The sequence below is a fragment of the Vibrio sp. 11-4(1) genome (genome assembly GCF_013048625.1).
GTDB lineage: Bacteria > Pseudomonadota > Gammaproteobacteria > Enterobacterales > Vibrionaceae > Vibrio > Vibrio diabolicus.
Genome location: NZ_VHSY01000007.1, coordinates 36,664 through 52,847, shown reverse-complemented (window position 1 = coordinate 52,847; position 16,184 = coordinate 36,664). Strand labels below are relative to the sequence as shown.

Genomic DNA, 16,184 nt, shown 5'->3' with positions numbered 1-16,184 from the left:
GTTACTAGCTTTATTGGAATAATTTTTCAATTTCAGCAACTTGGCGTTTGCCTTGGCTGTTCAATGGAATTTCGTCGACCACTCGGAATTTTCTCGGGATAGCGATCGGTTCTAGCCAATTGCGCAGTGCCTTGCGAAGCTCAAGCCAAAACTTGCCTTTACCAAGTTCATTAAGCACATCACTGCCTTTATCGTTAAGTACGATGATCGAGACTAACGTGAGGCGAGCAGACTCTTCCATTGGGATCACCACGCTTTCTTGAACCCACGGCAGTTGCTCTAAACGTTTTTCCACTTCGACAAGAGAAATACGCTTTTCTTCGACTTTGACGATTCGGTCAGTGCGTCCACGCAATTCAAAAGAAATACTATCATGGAAATGGCATTCATCCGCAGTTTGGTACCAAGTGTTTTCATCAATGTGTGGCGAGCGGAGCTTTAAACAATTTTCATGGTTAAGCTCGGCTTCAACACCAGGGAATAACGTCCAAGGAGTGCTGGCTACGTGTTGCTGACGGTAGGCGATGCCGCCGGTTTCTGTGCTGCCAAAAACTTCAATAGGAAGTGACCCAAACAACAGCTGGCTGTGTTGCGCGGCTTGGTTTGGCAGGGGGCCACCAGAAGAAAATACGCACCGAATCGCAACCGGATTATGCTCTTCACTGAGTCGTTTTAGTAACGCAGGGCTGCTTACTAGCGTGGTGTCAACATCGGCGTGATGGACAATTTGCTCAGGGAACTCGAGGTTGTGTGCTGAAAATGGACGTGCAGAGCACAAAGGCCACAATACGCGAAACAGCAAGCCGTAAATGTGTTGATGAGAGACGGTGCTTTCAACGCGTGTGTTGGCAACCGTGTCGCCCCATAGGTTGTCTAGAATAGACACTTCGACATCGAGCTGTTTCAGCGTTTTTTCAATGGCTTTTGGTTTGCCGCTTGAACCAGAAGTGAATAGCGTCACTGGTATTTGTGCCAGATTCAATTCACGCCAAACATAAGGTTGGTCTACCTGTTGCTCGTGAATCAAGGTGATGTCTACCAATGATTGAGCTTTTACTAGGAGTGAACTCACCTGTTCTGGAACAGAGACATCGGCATCGTGCAGCAATAAATCGTAGTGCTCACTGAGTTCTTTGAGTGCTTCTGGTTGGTAATTACCAGGCAATACAATGGATTTTCCTGCGTGGCAACAAGCAAAAAAGCCAACGGCAAACAGGTAGCTGTTGCCAAAACACAACGCAATGTTTTGCATTGGCTGGGTTTCTAACTTCTGAGCAAGTGTTGCGACGTGCTGCTGGAAATCACCCCAAGTGATAACTGTGTCGCGATCGTAAGAGACAGGGGATTGCTCAGACCTCTCTGCGACGAACAAGGTCGCTAGGGAGGTAAAGCTCGAATACGTTGTATTCATACGATTAGTGTTCCTTTCGAACAAATTGACGCACGATCCATTCTCCAGCGAACAAGCCACCAGCAAGTAAGTAGCTGATGAGGCCGTTATAAAGCGTCCATATTTTTACTGGTAGGAAACAGGTATAGAGTGCAACGGCAGCGTTGAGCGTAAAAAAAACGCACCAAACCATCGTGACTTTGCGTGTGTAAGCCACGCCACTAGCCGGAAGGTCAGGCTCTTGCAAGCGAGCAAGCCTTTCAATGATTGATTGCGGCTGTTTTAAGCTCAGTCCAAAGACACACAGCATACATACATTGACAACCACAGGGTAAAACTGAAGCCACCCGTGTTGTTTAAACACCATGCCAAGTGTAATTAAAACAATGCCAATAGCGCCCGTAGCGAGCGCCAAGAATTTAAACTCTTTTAGTGGGGTCTTATTTGCGATGAAAACACGCAAAAGTAACGCAGCAATTAACAAGCCCCCGACTAAGTTCAAGCCAAATTTATCTATACCGAAATAGACGGCGAAGGGGTAGGCAAACAGTACAATTGCAGACAGACCAGTCAGCAATTGGCGCATTAACTTTCCTTCAATAACTCAGTGACGGCGTTAACCACATCGTCAACGGTTCTTACAGCACTAAACTCTGCTGGCTTGATTTTTTTGCCAGTGACATTCTGTAGGTGTACGACCAAATCAACGGCGTCAATGCTATCTAGATCGAGATCTTGGTATAAGTGCGCATCTGACTGAATGTCGGCTGCGTCAATTTCGAACAGCTCAACAAGCGCATCTTTAACTTGTTCAAATACTTGATCTTTATTTACATCAGTCATGAATATACCTACAACTTATTCATTAGTTTGAGAAGAAACGTATTTCGCTAGGTTTGCTACAGAAGCAAAGTGTTCGCGCGTGTTTGAGTCGTCGGCATCAATAACGATGTTGTATTGTTTTTTAATTGCGAGTCCAAGCTCAAGTGCATCGATAGAATCTAAGCCAAGTCCATCACCAAAAAGTGGTGCATCCGTTTCAATATCATCTACGGTTAAATCTTCAAGGTTTAAAGCATCAATAATAAGTTGCTTAATGTCGTTGTGTAACTGTTCCACTGGGACCTGCTTATTAATAAAAGTTTTCTGGAAAAATGTTTTCAGCTAGGTGCTGTTGTAAGCGTCGCGCCGCTATTGTCGGCGACGTAGTTTGCTTTATAAAAGGGTCAATCTCAACTTTATCCTTAACTTCAACCCTGAAAAAAGGCTTTGTTGCCGGTACTTGATACCATTTTTTCTCTTTTGTGAGGAAACTTGGCGTTACCGTAATATGGACAACCCTTAAATCTCGTTCTGTTCTTACCGCAATTTGTGCTGCGCCGCGTTGTAATTTTGGTTCTACACCTGGTGTTGTTCTTGTCCCTTCAGGAAATATAAGCAACACGTTGCCTTTGTTAAATCGTTCATCACAAAGTGCTAATAAATCATCCGGCGCTTCATTGGGAATATATCCGGCTGCTTTTACGATGTGCTTCATAAAAGGATTCGACCATATTGCCGATTTTACTAAACAGTCGCAGCGATTTAATTGTGAAGCGATGAGAACGTAATCGATTAAACTAGGATGGTTGGCAACAATTAAACAATTACGATCTTGTTGAAGAATATCGGCACCAATAATTTCGTAATCGATTGCTCCACTTAACTTCATCAATTTACAAAAGGTGTTGAATGAATATCGAATCGCACCTTGAACTTTATATTCACGTTCGGTTTGATCCGAAACGAAAATACGAATAGTCGGAATAACAATGAAGCTCAGTGCTAAACCACCTAACCCAAATACTGAAAAACAAAAGCCGGTTGCTAGCACACGCCAATACTGATTTAAGCGACTCATTGCTTGTGCCATTCCCAAATTTGTTGCGGAGCGTGAATAGTCCACTTATTTTCATCTGACAAGTAGTGTTGCAAAAACGCTAAGCCTTGTGGCAACGGGTGGTTTGAGCATTTTGTACTGATGCCGCTTTGCACCGTGAAGCCATCTCCATGAGAAAGTATCAAGCCGAGTCCAAACCCTTGGTATTGTTGGTTTTCATATTCTAAATAAGAGTCAGGCATAGGCTCATCAAAATCAACAAGCAGGACTTTTTTGTCAGGATTGTCGGACAAAAACAGCCATGCTTCTAATATTGCACTTTGGAATGTGTTTTCTGCCGCAGCGATCGAAGTTAGGGGGATGGGCTGTTTGGTTGCAATAGTGGCAAGCCCTGCGGCGGTATTATGCACTGACTGAGAAAAGGCCATCGGAGACGCTTCTTCACCGTTAATAATATCTTTAACTAACGCAACACTGCGATGCAATTCGCCATGACGACTCGAAAATACGAGGTAATCAACCTGATGTTGATTAAGCAATTCGATTGCCGTTTGCACTGCCAGTTTGCTAAGTGGACTCATTCTTCTGCGCATCATCGCAGGAATATCTGCAACATTGATTTTGCCATCTTCTGGCCATTTTATCTCTGTTGCCCATTGTTTCCATTCATTGGATTCGGATAAACCGAATGAATTCGCTGTCCACGCATCAATATTGAACGAAATGTTGATCTTCGAGTTTGGCATATTGGGTTAAATTGTTTATTTTACAGCTCGATACAAATTGGGCTTTACCCAAAGTCATAATAAAAAAGGAAATTATCATGTCGCGTTTTAAGCTGTATGTCTCGTTATTATTAACTTTGCTTCTTGTCGGTTGTGGACGAGTACAACCTGTAATGAATGTGGAGGATACTCCAGTTGCTTATGATCTTCAAAATAAACAAGTAAAAATGGCCATTGTGCAATCGGCAACCAACCGAGGTTGGACGATTGAAGAAGTAAGCCCAGGCGTTCTTATTGCAAAAATTCACGTTCGTAAACACTTTGCAGAAGTAAAAATTCCATATAACAACAAATATTACTCAATTATTTATCTCAACTCAGTAAATCTAAAAGCCAGTGATGGCAAAATCCATCGCAATTACAATCGTTGGATAAACAACTTGAATGTTGATATTCAACGAGCTATTGCATTGTTAGGCTCTCAGTCTAAACAATAAAAATATTAATTGCAGTTAGGTTTTTCCGTGTTAAATCAAAATAATGACCCTTTTAATGCTTTTGAAGCAAAAACAGAAGCTCAGAAGTTATCTTTTGCACCAATCGTGTTCCAGACCGCCAGAACGCTCCGAGATTTAGGTATTTTAGCCGCGCTAGACAGCGCCGGTTCACAAGGCATGAGTGCCACGGACATTGCCGAGAAAACGGGCGTGTCAGAATATGGTGTCAAAGTATTGTTGGATATGGCGATTAGCGCACATATTGTTTTATGGGAAAGACCTAACTATTCGCTTGCGAACCTTGGTTTTTACCTTCTTCACGATGGTATGACGAACGCAAACATGGATTTTACGGCTGATGTCTGTTACGCCGCGATGATGCATCTGACGGAAGCGATTCAAGAAGGTAAGCCTTCAGGTTTGAAAGAGTTGGGCAATTGGGAGACGATTTATCAAGGTCTGTCGACGCTGCCAGATCAAGCCAAACAGAGTTGGTTTAAGTTCGATCACTTCTATTCGGATCGCTCGTTTCCATTACTGCTTAAAGAAGTGTTTGCAAGCAAGCCAAAGCACCTAGTGGATATTGGTGGAAATACCGGGAAATGGGCTATTCAGTGTTGTAAGCATGATCCTGATGTTGAAGTTACTATTGTCGATTTGCCGCAGCAATTAGAAGTGGCGATGTCAAATGTCTCAGAAAACCAGTTCGCCGAGCGTGTACGTCCATACCCTGCTAACATGCTTGATAAAGCACAAACATTGCCTGAGCATGCTGACGTATGGTGGATGAGCCAGTTCTTGGATTGCTTTTCACCAATTGAGATCCTAAATATCCTTAAAAAAGTCAAAGCCCAGTTAACGAAGGGAGATACTATTTACGTATTGGAGCTATTTTGGGATGCCCAAAAATACGCGGGTGCTTCTTATAGCCTTAATGCAACCTCTCTCTACTTTACCTGTTTAGCCAACGGCAATAGTCGTTTTTATCGCAGTGATGATTTCTTAGAAATTGTCGAAGCGGCAGGTTTATCTGTCGTCGAAAGAACCGACAACATTGGCCTTGGTCACACCTTATTAAAACTACAAGCAAACTAAATTCAGAATGAAAACAGAGCTCAAGCAAGTTGTCGTCGTAGGAGCGGGCCCATCTGGCTCCACCGTTTCTGCGTTATTAAAATCGCGTGGCATAGATGTCGTTGTCATAGAAAAAGCCACCTTTCCACGTTTCTCTATCGGAGAAAGCCTGCTTCCTGCATGTATGGAAGTTGTCGAGCAAGCCGGAATGACCAATGCGGTAAAGCAGTTTGGCTTCCAATATAAAGATGGCGCTGCATTTCGTCGCAATGGTGTTTACACCCAGTTCGATTTTACGGACAAATATACCCCAGGGCCGGGTACGACGTTTCAGGTGCAACGTGCCAGTTTTGATAAAGTGCTCGCCGACAGTGCCGCAGAGCAGGGCGTCGATATTCGTTATCAACATGAGCTAGTTAGCTTGGCGTTTGAAGGCAAAAAATCGCGCTTAGAAGTTGTTGGGCCGGATAAACAGACCTATCAAATCGAAGCTGATTTTGTTTTGGATGCGAGTGGTTTTGGCCGTGTTTTGCCACGCTTGTTGGATCTTGAAGAGCCTTCTTGTCTTCCTCCAAGAAAAGCGATATTTACTCACATTGAAGATCGTATCTCTCCACAAGAGCCAGAGTACGATCGTAATAAAATTCTGATTTCCGTGCATCCTGAAAATCACGATGTGTGGTACTGGCTAATTCCATTCTCGAATGGTACGTGTTCGTTTGGTGTGGTGGGTGAGCCTGAGTTTTTCGAGCAATACCCAGAAGATAAGCTTGCAGCTTTGCAGCAGTTGGCGAATGAAGAGCCGGGGTTGGCTTCTTTGTTGCGAAACGCGAAGTACCCAAATCCAACAGGAGAGTTGGGTGGCTATTCAGCGAACGTCAAACGTTTAGCGACAGAAAACTACGCACTGCTTGGTAATGCCGGGGAGTTTCTTGATCCTGTGTTTTCATCTGGCGTTACTATTGCCATGAAGTCAGCGGAATTTGCGGCCGATTGCGTAGCTCGTCAATTAAATGGTGAAGTGGTTGACTGGCAAGAAGAGTATTCGGAACGCTTGATGGTGGGGGTGAACACATTCCGTACTTATGTGGAGGGGTGGTACAACGGCACATTGCAAGATGTGATTTTCTACCAAAACCCGAATCCACGTATTAAGCAGATGATTAGCGCGATTTTGGCTGGGTACGCTTGGGATACAAACAACCCTTACGTAAAACAAAGCGAACAACGTTTGTCGACGCTCGCTGAGCTGGTTCGAGAAGCGGAACTGTAAGAGTATAAATTCTCTTAGCTGAGGATGCGTAAACCTAGGTCTTACCGAGAAATTAGTAAGACCTTTTTTATTCTCGACAATACCTTTTTATTTGTACTTCGAGCTTACTGGAGACATCTTGACCACTTGTTTCGAGGTGTATCGAATTTGAGAAAATTTATAGTGATTATGATCACATACATACTCATTGTTGCTGATATTTATATTAAACGTGTAGGAAATGGATTACATTTTGGGAGTGTTCCCTAAATCCGGCTTCGTTGTGAAAACGGTTTATAAGCAACTGTATAAATTAGTAAAGTTCCAAAAACTGCACCAAAAAAAAGATAAGTTTCTTGCCAAATCAATTCGCTTGGTGAGTTCGAACCATCGACTGCGCCAAACACTTCCTTTACTTTCTCGAATTGTCAAAGAACACGACGCGCCAACTGTCTCTTCGGTTGTTGATCCCGAGAACGCGGTGGCGTGGGGAGGCAAAGTTTCTCCAGAGTTCAAATGCAAAGTCATTCGTATTAGTGAAGAGCTGGAGATCAACCCTAATCATCTGATGGCCTGCATGGCATTTGAAACCGCTGAAACCTTCAGTCCAAGCATCAAAAATGGTTCAGGAAGTGGGGCGACAGGGTTAATTCAATTTATGCCCTCTACCGCTGAGTCATTAGGAGTGAGTACGAAAACTCTTGCGAGGATGAGCGCGGTCGAGCAACTTGACTATGTAAAAGCCTATTACTGGCCATATCGCCATAAAATCAATAGTCTGGAAGATGCGTATATGGCAATTCTCTATCCTGCTGCGATTGGCAAACCGTCTTCTTTCGTTTTGTTCAAGCAAGGCTCGATTGCATACCGACAAAATGCGGGTATCGATCGTCACAATACAGGAAAAATCACGCTTAATGATGTTTCCTATAAAGTGAGGAAAAAACTAGAAAAAGGTTTACAGCCCAATTTGATGGGATAGGACCGTGCTTTATTCCACTTCGCTATTGTTAGTTGGTGTATCGGTGTCTTTGGTGACTCTGACTTGCATAATGCGATGTTTTTTAACGAGGAGTATGTCAAATCGCCAACCTTGGTAGTGAATGTGCTCCCCAACATTTGGGACTCGACCATAAAGCCATGTCAAAAGCCCATTTAATGTTTGAAAGCCTTCTCGCTCTTCGCCTTCTATGCTGCTCAGTTCGAGTTTATTCTTGAGCTCATTGAGCGGGATCAACGCGTCCATCAACCAGCTGCCATCTTTTTGTTGCTTGGCCCACACTTGCTGTGGCGCCATGCCCAGTTCTCCAGCAATTGACTTTAACAAGTCGTAAAGGGTTACTAGGCCTTGTACATCACCATACTCATCGACAATAAAGACCATTTCCGCACTGGTTTGTTGCATGTAGTTAAGGAGAGGTAACCCTTTCATGGACTCGGGTACAAAACGCGGACGCTTGAGCTGTTTAGCCAGTTTACTGATAGATAATTCGTCATATTCATCGAGCAGGACTTTGGATGAAATGGTGCCAATAATATTGTCCAAGCTACCTTTACAGACTGGCCATACGGAGTGTTGGGTTTGGCGAAGGTCAGTAAGGATGACATCAATAGGTTGGTTGGCATCCAGGTAATGGATATCGCACCGTGGTGTCATTAACGATAATGCTAAACGATCGTTAAGGTGGAGTAAGTTGCGAATCATCAATTGCTCTTGTGGCTCAATCGCACCGGACTCAGAGCCTTCGCTAACAATAGCAAAAATATCCTCCTCGGTAACAATCTCACCGTTGCTGTCGTTTTGGCGCAATAATCGGAGAAAAGTATCGGTTGAAAACGTCAATAAGAAGACAAAAGGAGTGGTGAGCTTGGCGAGCCAGTGGATCGGGTAAGCTACGATAATAGCGATGGTTTCTGCGTTGTTTTGTGCAAAGCGCTTGGGAACGAGTTCTCCCACCACAATCGCGAAGTAGGTGATCATGAGCACGACGCTCATCGTTGAAAGTACCGTTGCTATCTCTCTTTCTAGCCCTTGGGTTACTAGCCAATTTTCGAATGGTACTGAGAGCGTTGCTTCACCAAAAATACCACTTAGTAGCCCGATCACGGTAATGCCTATTTGGATCGTGGAAAGAAACTGAGTCGGATTGTTTTTAAGTTCGAGCGCTAAAGCGGCAGAGGCGTTGTGTTCTGCAATTAATTTTAGCCTTCCGCTTTTGGCTGCGACTAGAGCGATCTCTGACATCGCGAACGCGCCATTGAGTGCGATTAATCCAACCAGCAGTAATACGTCCATAACGTTTCCCAGTAATGTACACGTTAGCAGCATAACTAGATTCACGCGCAAGAAATGTGATGTTGCGAGTAAATCATGCAGCGCTCTATTATCGGGCTCTACGTGCATGAATCCTTCTGTTACTTCACTGGGATTCTGATACACTACGCGCCCATTTCCTCTGTTGAGACGTTTCTATGCCATTTTCTAAGCTTGGTTTAAGCGCATCGATTACTGATGCAGTAAAAGCGCTAGGTTATGAAAAACCGACCTCTATCCAACAAAAAGCCATTCCAATCGTACTGCGTGGTAGCAACTTAATTGCTGCAGCACAAACGGGGACAGGTAAAACGGCCAGTTTTGTTCTACCAATCTTAGAAAAGCTTAGTCAAGGCGAAACGCAACGTAAAAAACGCGCTCGCGCTATTATCCTTACGCCCACACGCGAACTTGCGCTTCAGGTTCATCAAAGCATTGAAGCTTATGGTAAAAACTTACCGCTGCGCTCAATGGCGATGTTTGGTGGTGTGGATTATGCGCCACAAAAACAAGCCTTGATCGAGGGTGTCGATATTGTGGTAAGTACGCCGGGACGTTTGATTGACCTGTACGGTCAACGCGCTATTCACTTTGATGAAGTGGAAATGCTAGTGCTTGATGAAGCGGACAAAATGTTGGACATGGGATTCATCGATGCGATCGATAAGATCGTTGATTGCATGCCAGAACATGTTCAAAGTCTGCTGTTCTCGGCAACGCTATCTAACCCTGTTCGTGATTTGGCGAAGAACGCGATTATTGATCCTGAAGAGATCACGATTACAAAACACAGTGCATCTAAGTCGAACATCAAGCAGTGGATCACCACCGTCGATAAGGACATGAAGTCGTCGCTGTTAAGTCACATGCTCAAAGAAAACGACTGGTCACAAGTACTGGTATTTATTGAAACCAAACACGGTGCTGCCAAGCTTGTTAGCCAACTTGAAAAGCGCGGCATTGTGGCTGAAGCGTTTCACAGCGGCCGTAATCAGCGTGTTCGCCAAGAATTAATAGAAAAGTTCAAAGCCGGTGAAATCCAGTACCTAGTCGCAACTGGTGTTGCAGCGCGCGGTATTGATATCGATAACTTGCCCGTTGTTATTAACTACGACTTACCGTATCCAGCAGATGAATATGTACACCGTATTGGTCGTACTGGTCGTGCTGGCGCACAAGGTGAAGCGATCTCATTAGTCTCAAAAGATGATTTTAAAAACCTTTGTATGATCGAGAGCCGTTTAGGGCACTTGCTAGAGCGAGTGGAAATTGACGGCTTTGCACCAAGAAAGCCAGTGCCGATTTCTATTTTAAATTACGTACCTAAGAACAAGCGTAAACCGCACGATAAGCGCGAATCAAAATAGCCTGTTTTATCTCTACGATCCAAAAGCCGCATTGTTGCGGCTTTTTGCGTTTTAGGGAGTTTCACTCATGGGTTGACAGTGTTGGCTTTTATGCCGTAATGAGGAAAAAAGTTAATTTATGTCATACGCTTAACACTCAAAGTGAGTCGGCTTTCGTAAAGCTTTTGTCAATTCTCTGTCCTCAGGTTTGCACAAGGTTAGGAATGGGCGCAGACTTTTTTGCTTGCTAGTGAATGCATAAGATGAGGCATAAATGAAAACAGGTGATAAGCAATTCGCCGTTATTGGTCTTGGCCGATTTGGTTTGGCAGTGTGTAAAGAGCTACAAGATTCAGGAGCTCAAGTTTTAGCGGTTGATATCAACGAAGACAGAGTCAAAGAAGCTGTCAGTTTTGTTAGTCAGGCAATTGTGGCTAATTGTACTCACGAAGAGACGGTTGCTGAGCTTAAGCTTGATGATTACGACATGGTGATGATTGCTATCGGAGCGGACGTTAACGCCAGTATTCTCGCCACACTGATCGCCAAAGAAGCGGGAGTGAAGTCAGTATGGGTTAAAGCCAACGATCGATTTCAAGCGCGTGTCCTGCAAAAGATTGGTGCGGACCACATTATCATGCCTGAACGTGACATGGGGATACGTGTCGCGCGTAAAATGCTCGATAAACGGGTCCTTGAGTTCCACCCTTTAGGTAGTGGCTTGGCCATGACGGAGTTTGTGATTGGATCTCGTTGGATGGGTAAGACATTAAGTGACCTCGCACTGTGCAAAGTCGACGGTGTGCAAGTACTCGGGTTTAAACGGGGCCCAGAAATAACCAAGGCGCCAGACCTTAATACCAAGCTGGAAATTGGCGATCTCATTATTGTGGTTGGCCCGCAAGATGCGCTGGCAAATAAATTAAAATCACTATGACGCAGTTTCATCAAAAAGGCGTTTTTTACGCGCCAGATGGTAAACGAGAAAAAGCCAAGGGTAACGAGCCGCGGATTATATTGCTGAGTTTTCTCGGTGTGTTGCTGCCTTCTGCCGTGCTGTTAACCTTGCCAGTTTTTTCTGTTACAGGCCTTTCGATAACGGACGCTTTGTTTACCGCAACATCCGCCATAAGTGTGACAGGGCTTGGTATTGTCGATACCGGGCAGCACTTTACGTTAGCCGGGAAGATCTTGCTGATGTTTTTAATGCAAATCGGTGGATTGGGGCAGATGACGTTGTCGGCGGTTTTACTCTATATGTTTGGTGTGCGTTTAAGCTTACGCCAGCAAGCGTTAGCGAAAGAAGCGCTAGGGCAAGATCGACAGGTCAATTTAAACCGACTGGTGAAACGGATTGTGATTTTTGCGCTTGTCGCGGAATCTATTGGGTTTATTTTCCTTTCCGTTCGTTGGGTTCCTGAAATGGGCTGGCAAACCGGCATGTTTTACGCGTTATTTCATGCGATTTCTGCGTTTAACAACGCAGGGTTTGCTCTGTTTTCAGACAGTATGATGAGCTTTGTGAATGACCCGCTGGTCATCTTTACCCTGGCCGGGTTATTCATTTTTGGTGGGCTTGGTTTTACTGTTGTGGGTGACATCTGGCTGAACTGGCGTAAAGGTTTCCACTTTTTGCATCTTCATACCAAAATCATGCTTATCGCGACACCGATATTGCTCCTCGTTGGGACGGTGATGTTTTGGTTACTCGAGCGGAGTAATCCAAATACAATGGAATCGTTACCTTTGGCGGGTCAATGGTTGGCGGCATTCTTCCAATCAGCTAGTGCTCGAACGGCCGGATTCAACAGTGTCGACTTGGCGCAGTTTACCCAGCCAGCTTTATTGATCATGATTGTTTTGATGTTGATTGGTGCTGGGTCCACCTCAACGGGGGGCGGTATTAAGGTTTCCACATTTGCCGTTGCGTTCATGGCTACGTGGACCTTTTTGCGCCAAAAGAAACACGTGGTTATGTTTAAACGAACCGTAAACTGGCAAACCGTGACTAAGTCACTCGCCATTATCGTTGTGAGCGGCGCCATTCTGACAAGCGCGATGTTTTTATTGATGCTCACAGAGAAGGCAAGCTTTGATAAGGTCATGTTTGAAACCATTTCCGCATTTGCGACGGTAGGACTTACCGCTGGTTTGACGGCAGAGCTTTCTGAACCTGGCAAGTACATTATGATCGTGGTGATGATCATTGGTCGTATCGGGCCACTCACGCTTGCCTACATGTTGGCCCGCCCTGAGCCTACCTTAATCAAATACCCAGAAGACGCCGTTCTTACAGGTTAAAGTAGCGTTTATCTGCACCCCACCGACCATAACGAGCACTGATTAATAGCAGTGCTCGTACATTTATAAAATATGTGGGACGTTGCCCAATTTTATCTACAAAGTCGCAGAAGTTTATTTCTTCTTCCTTTTGTTTCGATACTATTCATTCACTCAATTTATACCCTCGGAAGCCACACTTACAAAAGTATTTGGGCATCCGACGCTTTTGTAACGTGATGCTAAATAATATTGTGTTATCTGAGCGAATTGATACCAGCCTTAGTCGTTAGCCACTCAACTTCATTCTATGTTTATGGGCTATTGTGTACTGGCTGTGCTTGGTATTAAACGAATCGAAAAGATGGAGCCGTACTTTGAAATTCAACACACTCGCCTTGACTATGCTAACTGCGCTTCTTGCAGGTAAGAGCATGGCAACTACTCCGCCATCACCAGTTTGGCATACTATTGCGTTGAGCGATGGTACCTCTAGTGAGGCAATTTTACGCGGCACTGCCGATTTCCACTGGTTTGAAGATAAACAAGGTAATGCCTTGGTTCATGAAGATGGCATTTGGTTTTTTGCACAGATTCAGCGCGAGTCAGACATCCCAACGTTACGCTCGACGGGTGTTGCTAAAACTCAATCGAGTGATGCGCCTGAATTGGCGAAGTTTCGCCCGGATCTACAAGTTAAGCCGCAGTTATCTTCTCTAAAAACCATTGAACCGATGGCGCGCCAAAATCTATTGCGTTCGGCGCAAGGTTATCAGGCGATGAGTAGCTCATCGATGAAGCAACAACCACTGTTGGTTGTGCAAGTCTCCTTTGATGACCAAGCAATGGTGCATGACTTCGAACAACGTGTGTTTAATACCGATGGCCAAAGCGTTGTCGATTATTTTGATAAAAACTCTCAAGGGAAATTCAAAGTTGTCCCTGCGATTGAGAGTTATGGTACCGCGAATGATGGTGTGATCAATGTGACCGTGGCGCAAAGCCACCCAAATTGCCACTCTAGCTCAACTGACAAGACTTGCACTGCCAAGTTGAATGCGGTCTTCACCGAAGCGTATCAAAAACTGGATCCGTACTTTAATCTTTCGGCTTACGACAGCAATCAAAATGGTACCGTAGAACCGTCAGAACTCTCAGTTATGTTTATTTTTGCGGGTGGCGACCGTTCAACCGGATTCCTTGATCGTCCTTCTATTTGGCCTCATAAATTCTCTCACGACGATGTGACACTAGATGGAAAAAAAATTGCCGATTATTGTGTGTTTGCTGACTACCAAGTTGATCATCAAGCGACGTTAGGCGTGATCGTACATGAGCTTGGCCACTTAATGCTTGGCTTGCCGGATTTGTACGCAAGGAACAGTGATGCTTCGATCGGTTCTTGGGGCGTGATGGGCGGTGGTTCATGGGCACAGAAACCGGGAGACTCATACGCAGGAGACACGCCAGTGAACATGAGCGCGTGGAGTAAACACGCCGCTGGTTTCGTTGTACCAACGATCACTCATGAAAGCCCGATGCCTATTTCCGTGAATAACGACGATGTCAAACTGGTGTATCTCGACCCATACTTGAAAGAGTTTGGCCCACGCGTTTATTTGGAAAACCGTACCTTTAGCGGTTACGACCGAGCATTGGCGGCAGAAGGCATACTAGCGACGTCGGTTAATGTCCAAAATCGCTTTAACGATGTTGGCGCGATGCAGGTTCAAATCATGCAGGCCGATGGTCTGAGTGAGTTAGAACATGATGGAAGCAGTGATGCCGGCGATTTGTATCCTAATGGTGGCAATGTCATTTCAGATACATCGACCCCAGGTCTGAGAGCGATCGCCGGGTTTGATACTGGGGTTCGTATTTCCAACATTGCCAGCAATACCAACGGCGGCAGTTTTTCTCTTGAGCATATAAACGAGCCAAATAAATCGGCATGGTTGAACTCTCTTCACCAAGGTTATGTGTACGCAAGTGGCAGTAACACCCTGGCGGTATCATTGGATTTGAATGCTGAGACAAAGCTTGATGGTCTTCAACTTTACGCGCAAAGAAATAGCGCTCAAAGTGACATGACTTATCGAGTATGGCGATTCCCATTCTCAGGTAACGTGGGCTACCGATTAATATTGGATCAGAACAATGCTGAACTTTTACAGCAAGGTAGCTTCCAAAAGCCATCCCGAATTTTATTCCCTCAACCGAGCCAATTAAGTGCGGGTCAGCACCTGTTAGTAGTGGAATTAGAAGGCGGTGAATTTGAATCGAACTTTGACTTTGGCCGCTTACTAAAAACTGAAAAATCATCCCTGCCTGTAATGTGGACTGGTAATTACAATGAGATAGGTACGTTTGGTTTAGAGCAAGCCGGGTTCTCTTATGTTCCGTTTGCAGCACTCTTGAATGTGGAGGCGAACAACATTGTTGAAGCGAAAGCTGACTCACTGCAAACCGATAAGAATACGCCAATCGATCTGAACTTGATGGACAATGATTTCATGGCCATAGGATATCAGTTCAATGTGGACATTGTGCAGAAGCCTGAGCACGGCACCATTTCTGGCAACCAATACCAACCTGAAGCTAACTTCGTTGGTTTGGACAGCTTCCAATATCGTTTGCTGTCTACGGACGGCGTGTATTCGTCTTCGGTTGTGAGTGTGCAGGTCGAAGTACTTGGTAGTAATGAAGCACCAAAAGCGCTCATCGATGTGGATAGCCAAAAGATTACTGCTGGACAGAAAGTAACATTGTCGGCGGCAAACAGCACAGATGCGGATGGCGATGTGTTGAACTACCGATGGGAGCAATTGGCTGGTACTTCAGTTTCTATCGGAAATTCGACCAGTGCTACGGCAAGCTTTACAGTGCCTCAAGGTATAAAAGCGGGTGAGGTTCTGACATTCCGTCTAACCGTTACTGATCCAAGTAATGAAACCTCCAGTGCTACCGTCAATTTAACCATGCAAAACGCAGCGCCAGTCACGCTAGCAGATACGGCGACCGTTGCCGTTGGTGAAAGCATTGTGATTGATGCTGCTGGCAATGATTCGGATGTGAATGGCGATAAACTGGTTGTAGAAAGCGTACAGAACCTAACGGGCGTGGGAAGTGCGAGTGTAGAAAATGGCAAAATTCGTTTTCAAGCTCCGGATAGTGCGGTTGATAACATCAAGCTGCAATACACGGTTTCAGATGGCAACGGTGCTACCGCAATGGGAGAAGTGACTGTGACGGTTGTCGCTTCCTTGAAAACAACGACATTCAAGAACTCTGAAGGTAGCGGCAGTGTTTCTTATTGGGCTCTGATGTTACTCGTTGCATTGGGCTGGCGACGCCGCGTCTAAAACGATATCGAATTACCGTATAAGCCACTCACATTGAGTGGCTTATTTTTTGTGCCTGTTTTACT

General features: G+C 44.9%; 15 protein-coding genes. 8 read left to right on the top strand and 7 right to left on the bottom strand.

Annotation, left to right across the window (positions count from 1 at the left end):
- Positions 1-10 precede the first annotated feature (10 nt).
- The 6 genes from FKN16_RS15085 to FKN16_RS15060 are packed head-to-tail and all read right to left on the bottom strand — an operon-like array spanning position 11 to position 4,015.
- Positions 11-1,411 carry an AMP-binding protein gene (locus FKN16_RS15085; RefSeq protein WP_170903039.1) on the bottom strand — a complete coding sequence of 467 codons (1,401 nt, stop codon included), beginning with the start codon at positions 1,409-1,411 and terminating at the stop codon, positions 11-13.
- A gap of 4 nt (positions 1,412-1,415) precedes the next feature.
- On the bottom strand, positions 1,416-1,976 hold the full coding sequence (locus tag FKN16_RS15080; protein ID WP_046874226.1) for a hypothetical protein: 561 nt from the start codon (positions 1,974-1,976) through the stop codon (positions 1,416-1,418).
- Positions 1,976-2,233 (bottom strand): acyl carrier protein, encoded by a 258-nt coding sequence (locus tag FKN16_RS15075; RefSeq protein WP_005382279.1) that lies wholly within the window; start codon positions 2,231-2,233, stop codon positions 1,976-1,978. Before FKN16_RS15075 ends, FKN16_RS15080 begins: the two co-directional genes overlap by 1 nt.
- A 15-nt stretch (positions 2,234-2,248) precedes the next feature.
- Positions 2,249-2,509: a phosphopantetheine-binding protein gene (locus FKN16_RS15070; protein WP_005382278.1), complete on the bottom strand. Its 261-nt coding sequence runs from the start codon at positions 2,507-2,509 to the stop codon at positions 2,249-2,251.
- Between the two features lie 13 nt (positions 2,510-2,522).
- Complete coding sequence (locus FKN16_RS15065; RefSeq protein WP_006742871.1) at positions 2,523-3,290, bottom strand: lysophospholipid acyltransferase family protein; 768 nt, start codon at positions 3,288-3,290, stop codon at positions 2,523-2,525.
- Positions 3,287-4,015, bottom strand: coding sequence for a beta-ketoacyl synthase chain length factor (locus FKN16_RS15060; RefSeq protein ID WP_170903038.1), 729 nt, complete (start codon positions 4,013-4,015; stop codon positions 3,287-3,289). The genes FKN16_RS15065 and FKN16_RS15060 overlap by 4 nt, the downstream gene beginning before the upstream one ends.
- A 77-nt stretch (positions 4,016-4,092) precedes the next feature.
- Between FKN16_RS15060 and FKN16_RS15055 the strand changes: the two genes are divergently transcribed.
- The 4 genes from FKN16_RS15055 (at position 4,093) to FKN16_RS15040 (ending at position 7,799) form a co-directional block, all read left to right on the top strand.
- The gene (locus FKN16_RS15055; RefSeq protein WP_005390458.1) at positions 4,093-4,491 is read left to right on the top strand and encodes a hypothetical protein; all 399 of its coding nucleotides are present in this window, start codon (positions 4,093-4,095) and stop codon (positions 4,489-4,491) included.
- A gap of 27 nt (positions 4,492-4,518) precedes the next feature.
- Positions 4,519-5,586: a methyltransferase gene (locus FKN16_RS15050; RefSeq protein WP_047009493.1), complete on the top strand. Its 1,068-nt coding sequence runs from the start codon at positions 4,519-4,521 to the stop codon at positions 5,584-5,586.
- A gap of 7 nt (positions 5,587-5,593) precedes the next feature.
- Complete coding sequence (locus FKN16_RS15045) at positions 5,594-6,838, top strand: NAD(P)/FAD-dependent oxidoreductase (RefSeq protein WP_170903037.1); 1,245 nt, start codon at positions 5,594-5,596, stop codon at positions 6,836-6,838.
- A 220-nt stretch (positions 6,839-7,058) separates the two neighbouring features.
- A complete protein-coding gene (locus FKN16_RS15040; RefSeq protein WP_006742867.1) occupies positions 7,059-7,799 on the top strand; it encodes a transglycosylase SLT domain-containing protein in 741 nt (246 codons plus the stop codon).
- A 9-nt stretch (positions 7,800-7,808) separates the two neighbouring features.
- Here FKN16_RS15040 and FKN16_RS15035 read toward each other — a convergent pair whose 3' ends face one another.
- Positions 7,809-9,113: a hemolysin family protein gene (locus FKN16_RS15035; RefSeq protein ID WP_012842026.1), complete on the bottom strand. Its 1,305-nt coding sequence runs from the start codon at positions 9,111-9,113 to the stop codon at positions 7,809-7,811.
- A gap of 176 nt (positions 9,114-9,289) precedes the next feature.
- Between FKN16_RS15035 and FKN16_RS15030 the strand changes: the two genes are divergently transcribed.
- From FKN16_RS15030 to FKN16_RS15015, 4 genes are all read left to right on the top strand, one after another.
- Complete coding sequence (locus tag FKN16_RS15030; RefSeq protein WP_170903036.1) at positions 9,290-10,498, top strand: DEAD/DEAH box helicase; 1,209 nt, start codon at positions 9,290-9,292, stop codon at positions 10,496-10,498.
- 253 nt (positions 10,499-10,751) lie between these two features.
- Positions 10,752-11,414 (top strand): TrkA family potassium uptake protein, encoded by a 663-nt coding sequence (locus tag FKN16_RS15025; RefSeq protein WP_170903035.1) that lies wholly within the window; start codon positions 10,752-10,754, stop codon positions 11,412-11,414.
- Positions 11,411-12,778: a TrkH family potassium uptake protein gene (locus FKN16_RS15020; protein ID WP_170903034.1), complete on the top strand. Its 1,368-nt coding sequence runs from the start codon at positions 11,411-11,413 to the stop codon at positions 12,776-12,778. Before FKN16_RS15025 ends, FKN16_RS15020 begins: the two co-directional genes overlap by 4 nt.
- Positions 12,779-13,134: 356 nt before the next feature.
- Positions 13,135-16,119: a M6 family metalloprotease domain-containing protein gene (locus FKN16_RS15015; protein WP_170903033.1), complete on the top strand. Its 2,985-nt coding sequence runs from the start codon at positions 13,135-13,137 to the stop codon at positions 16,117-16,119.
- Positions 16,120-16,184: the final 65 nt, after the last annotated feature.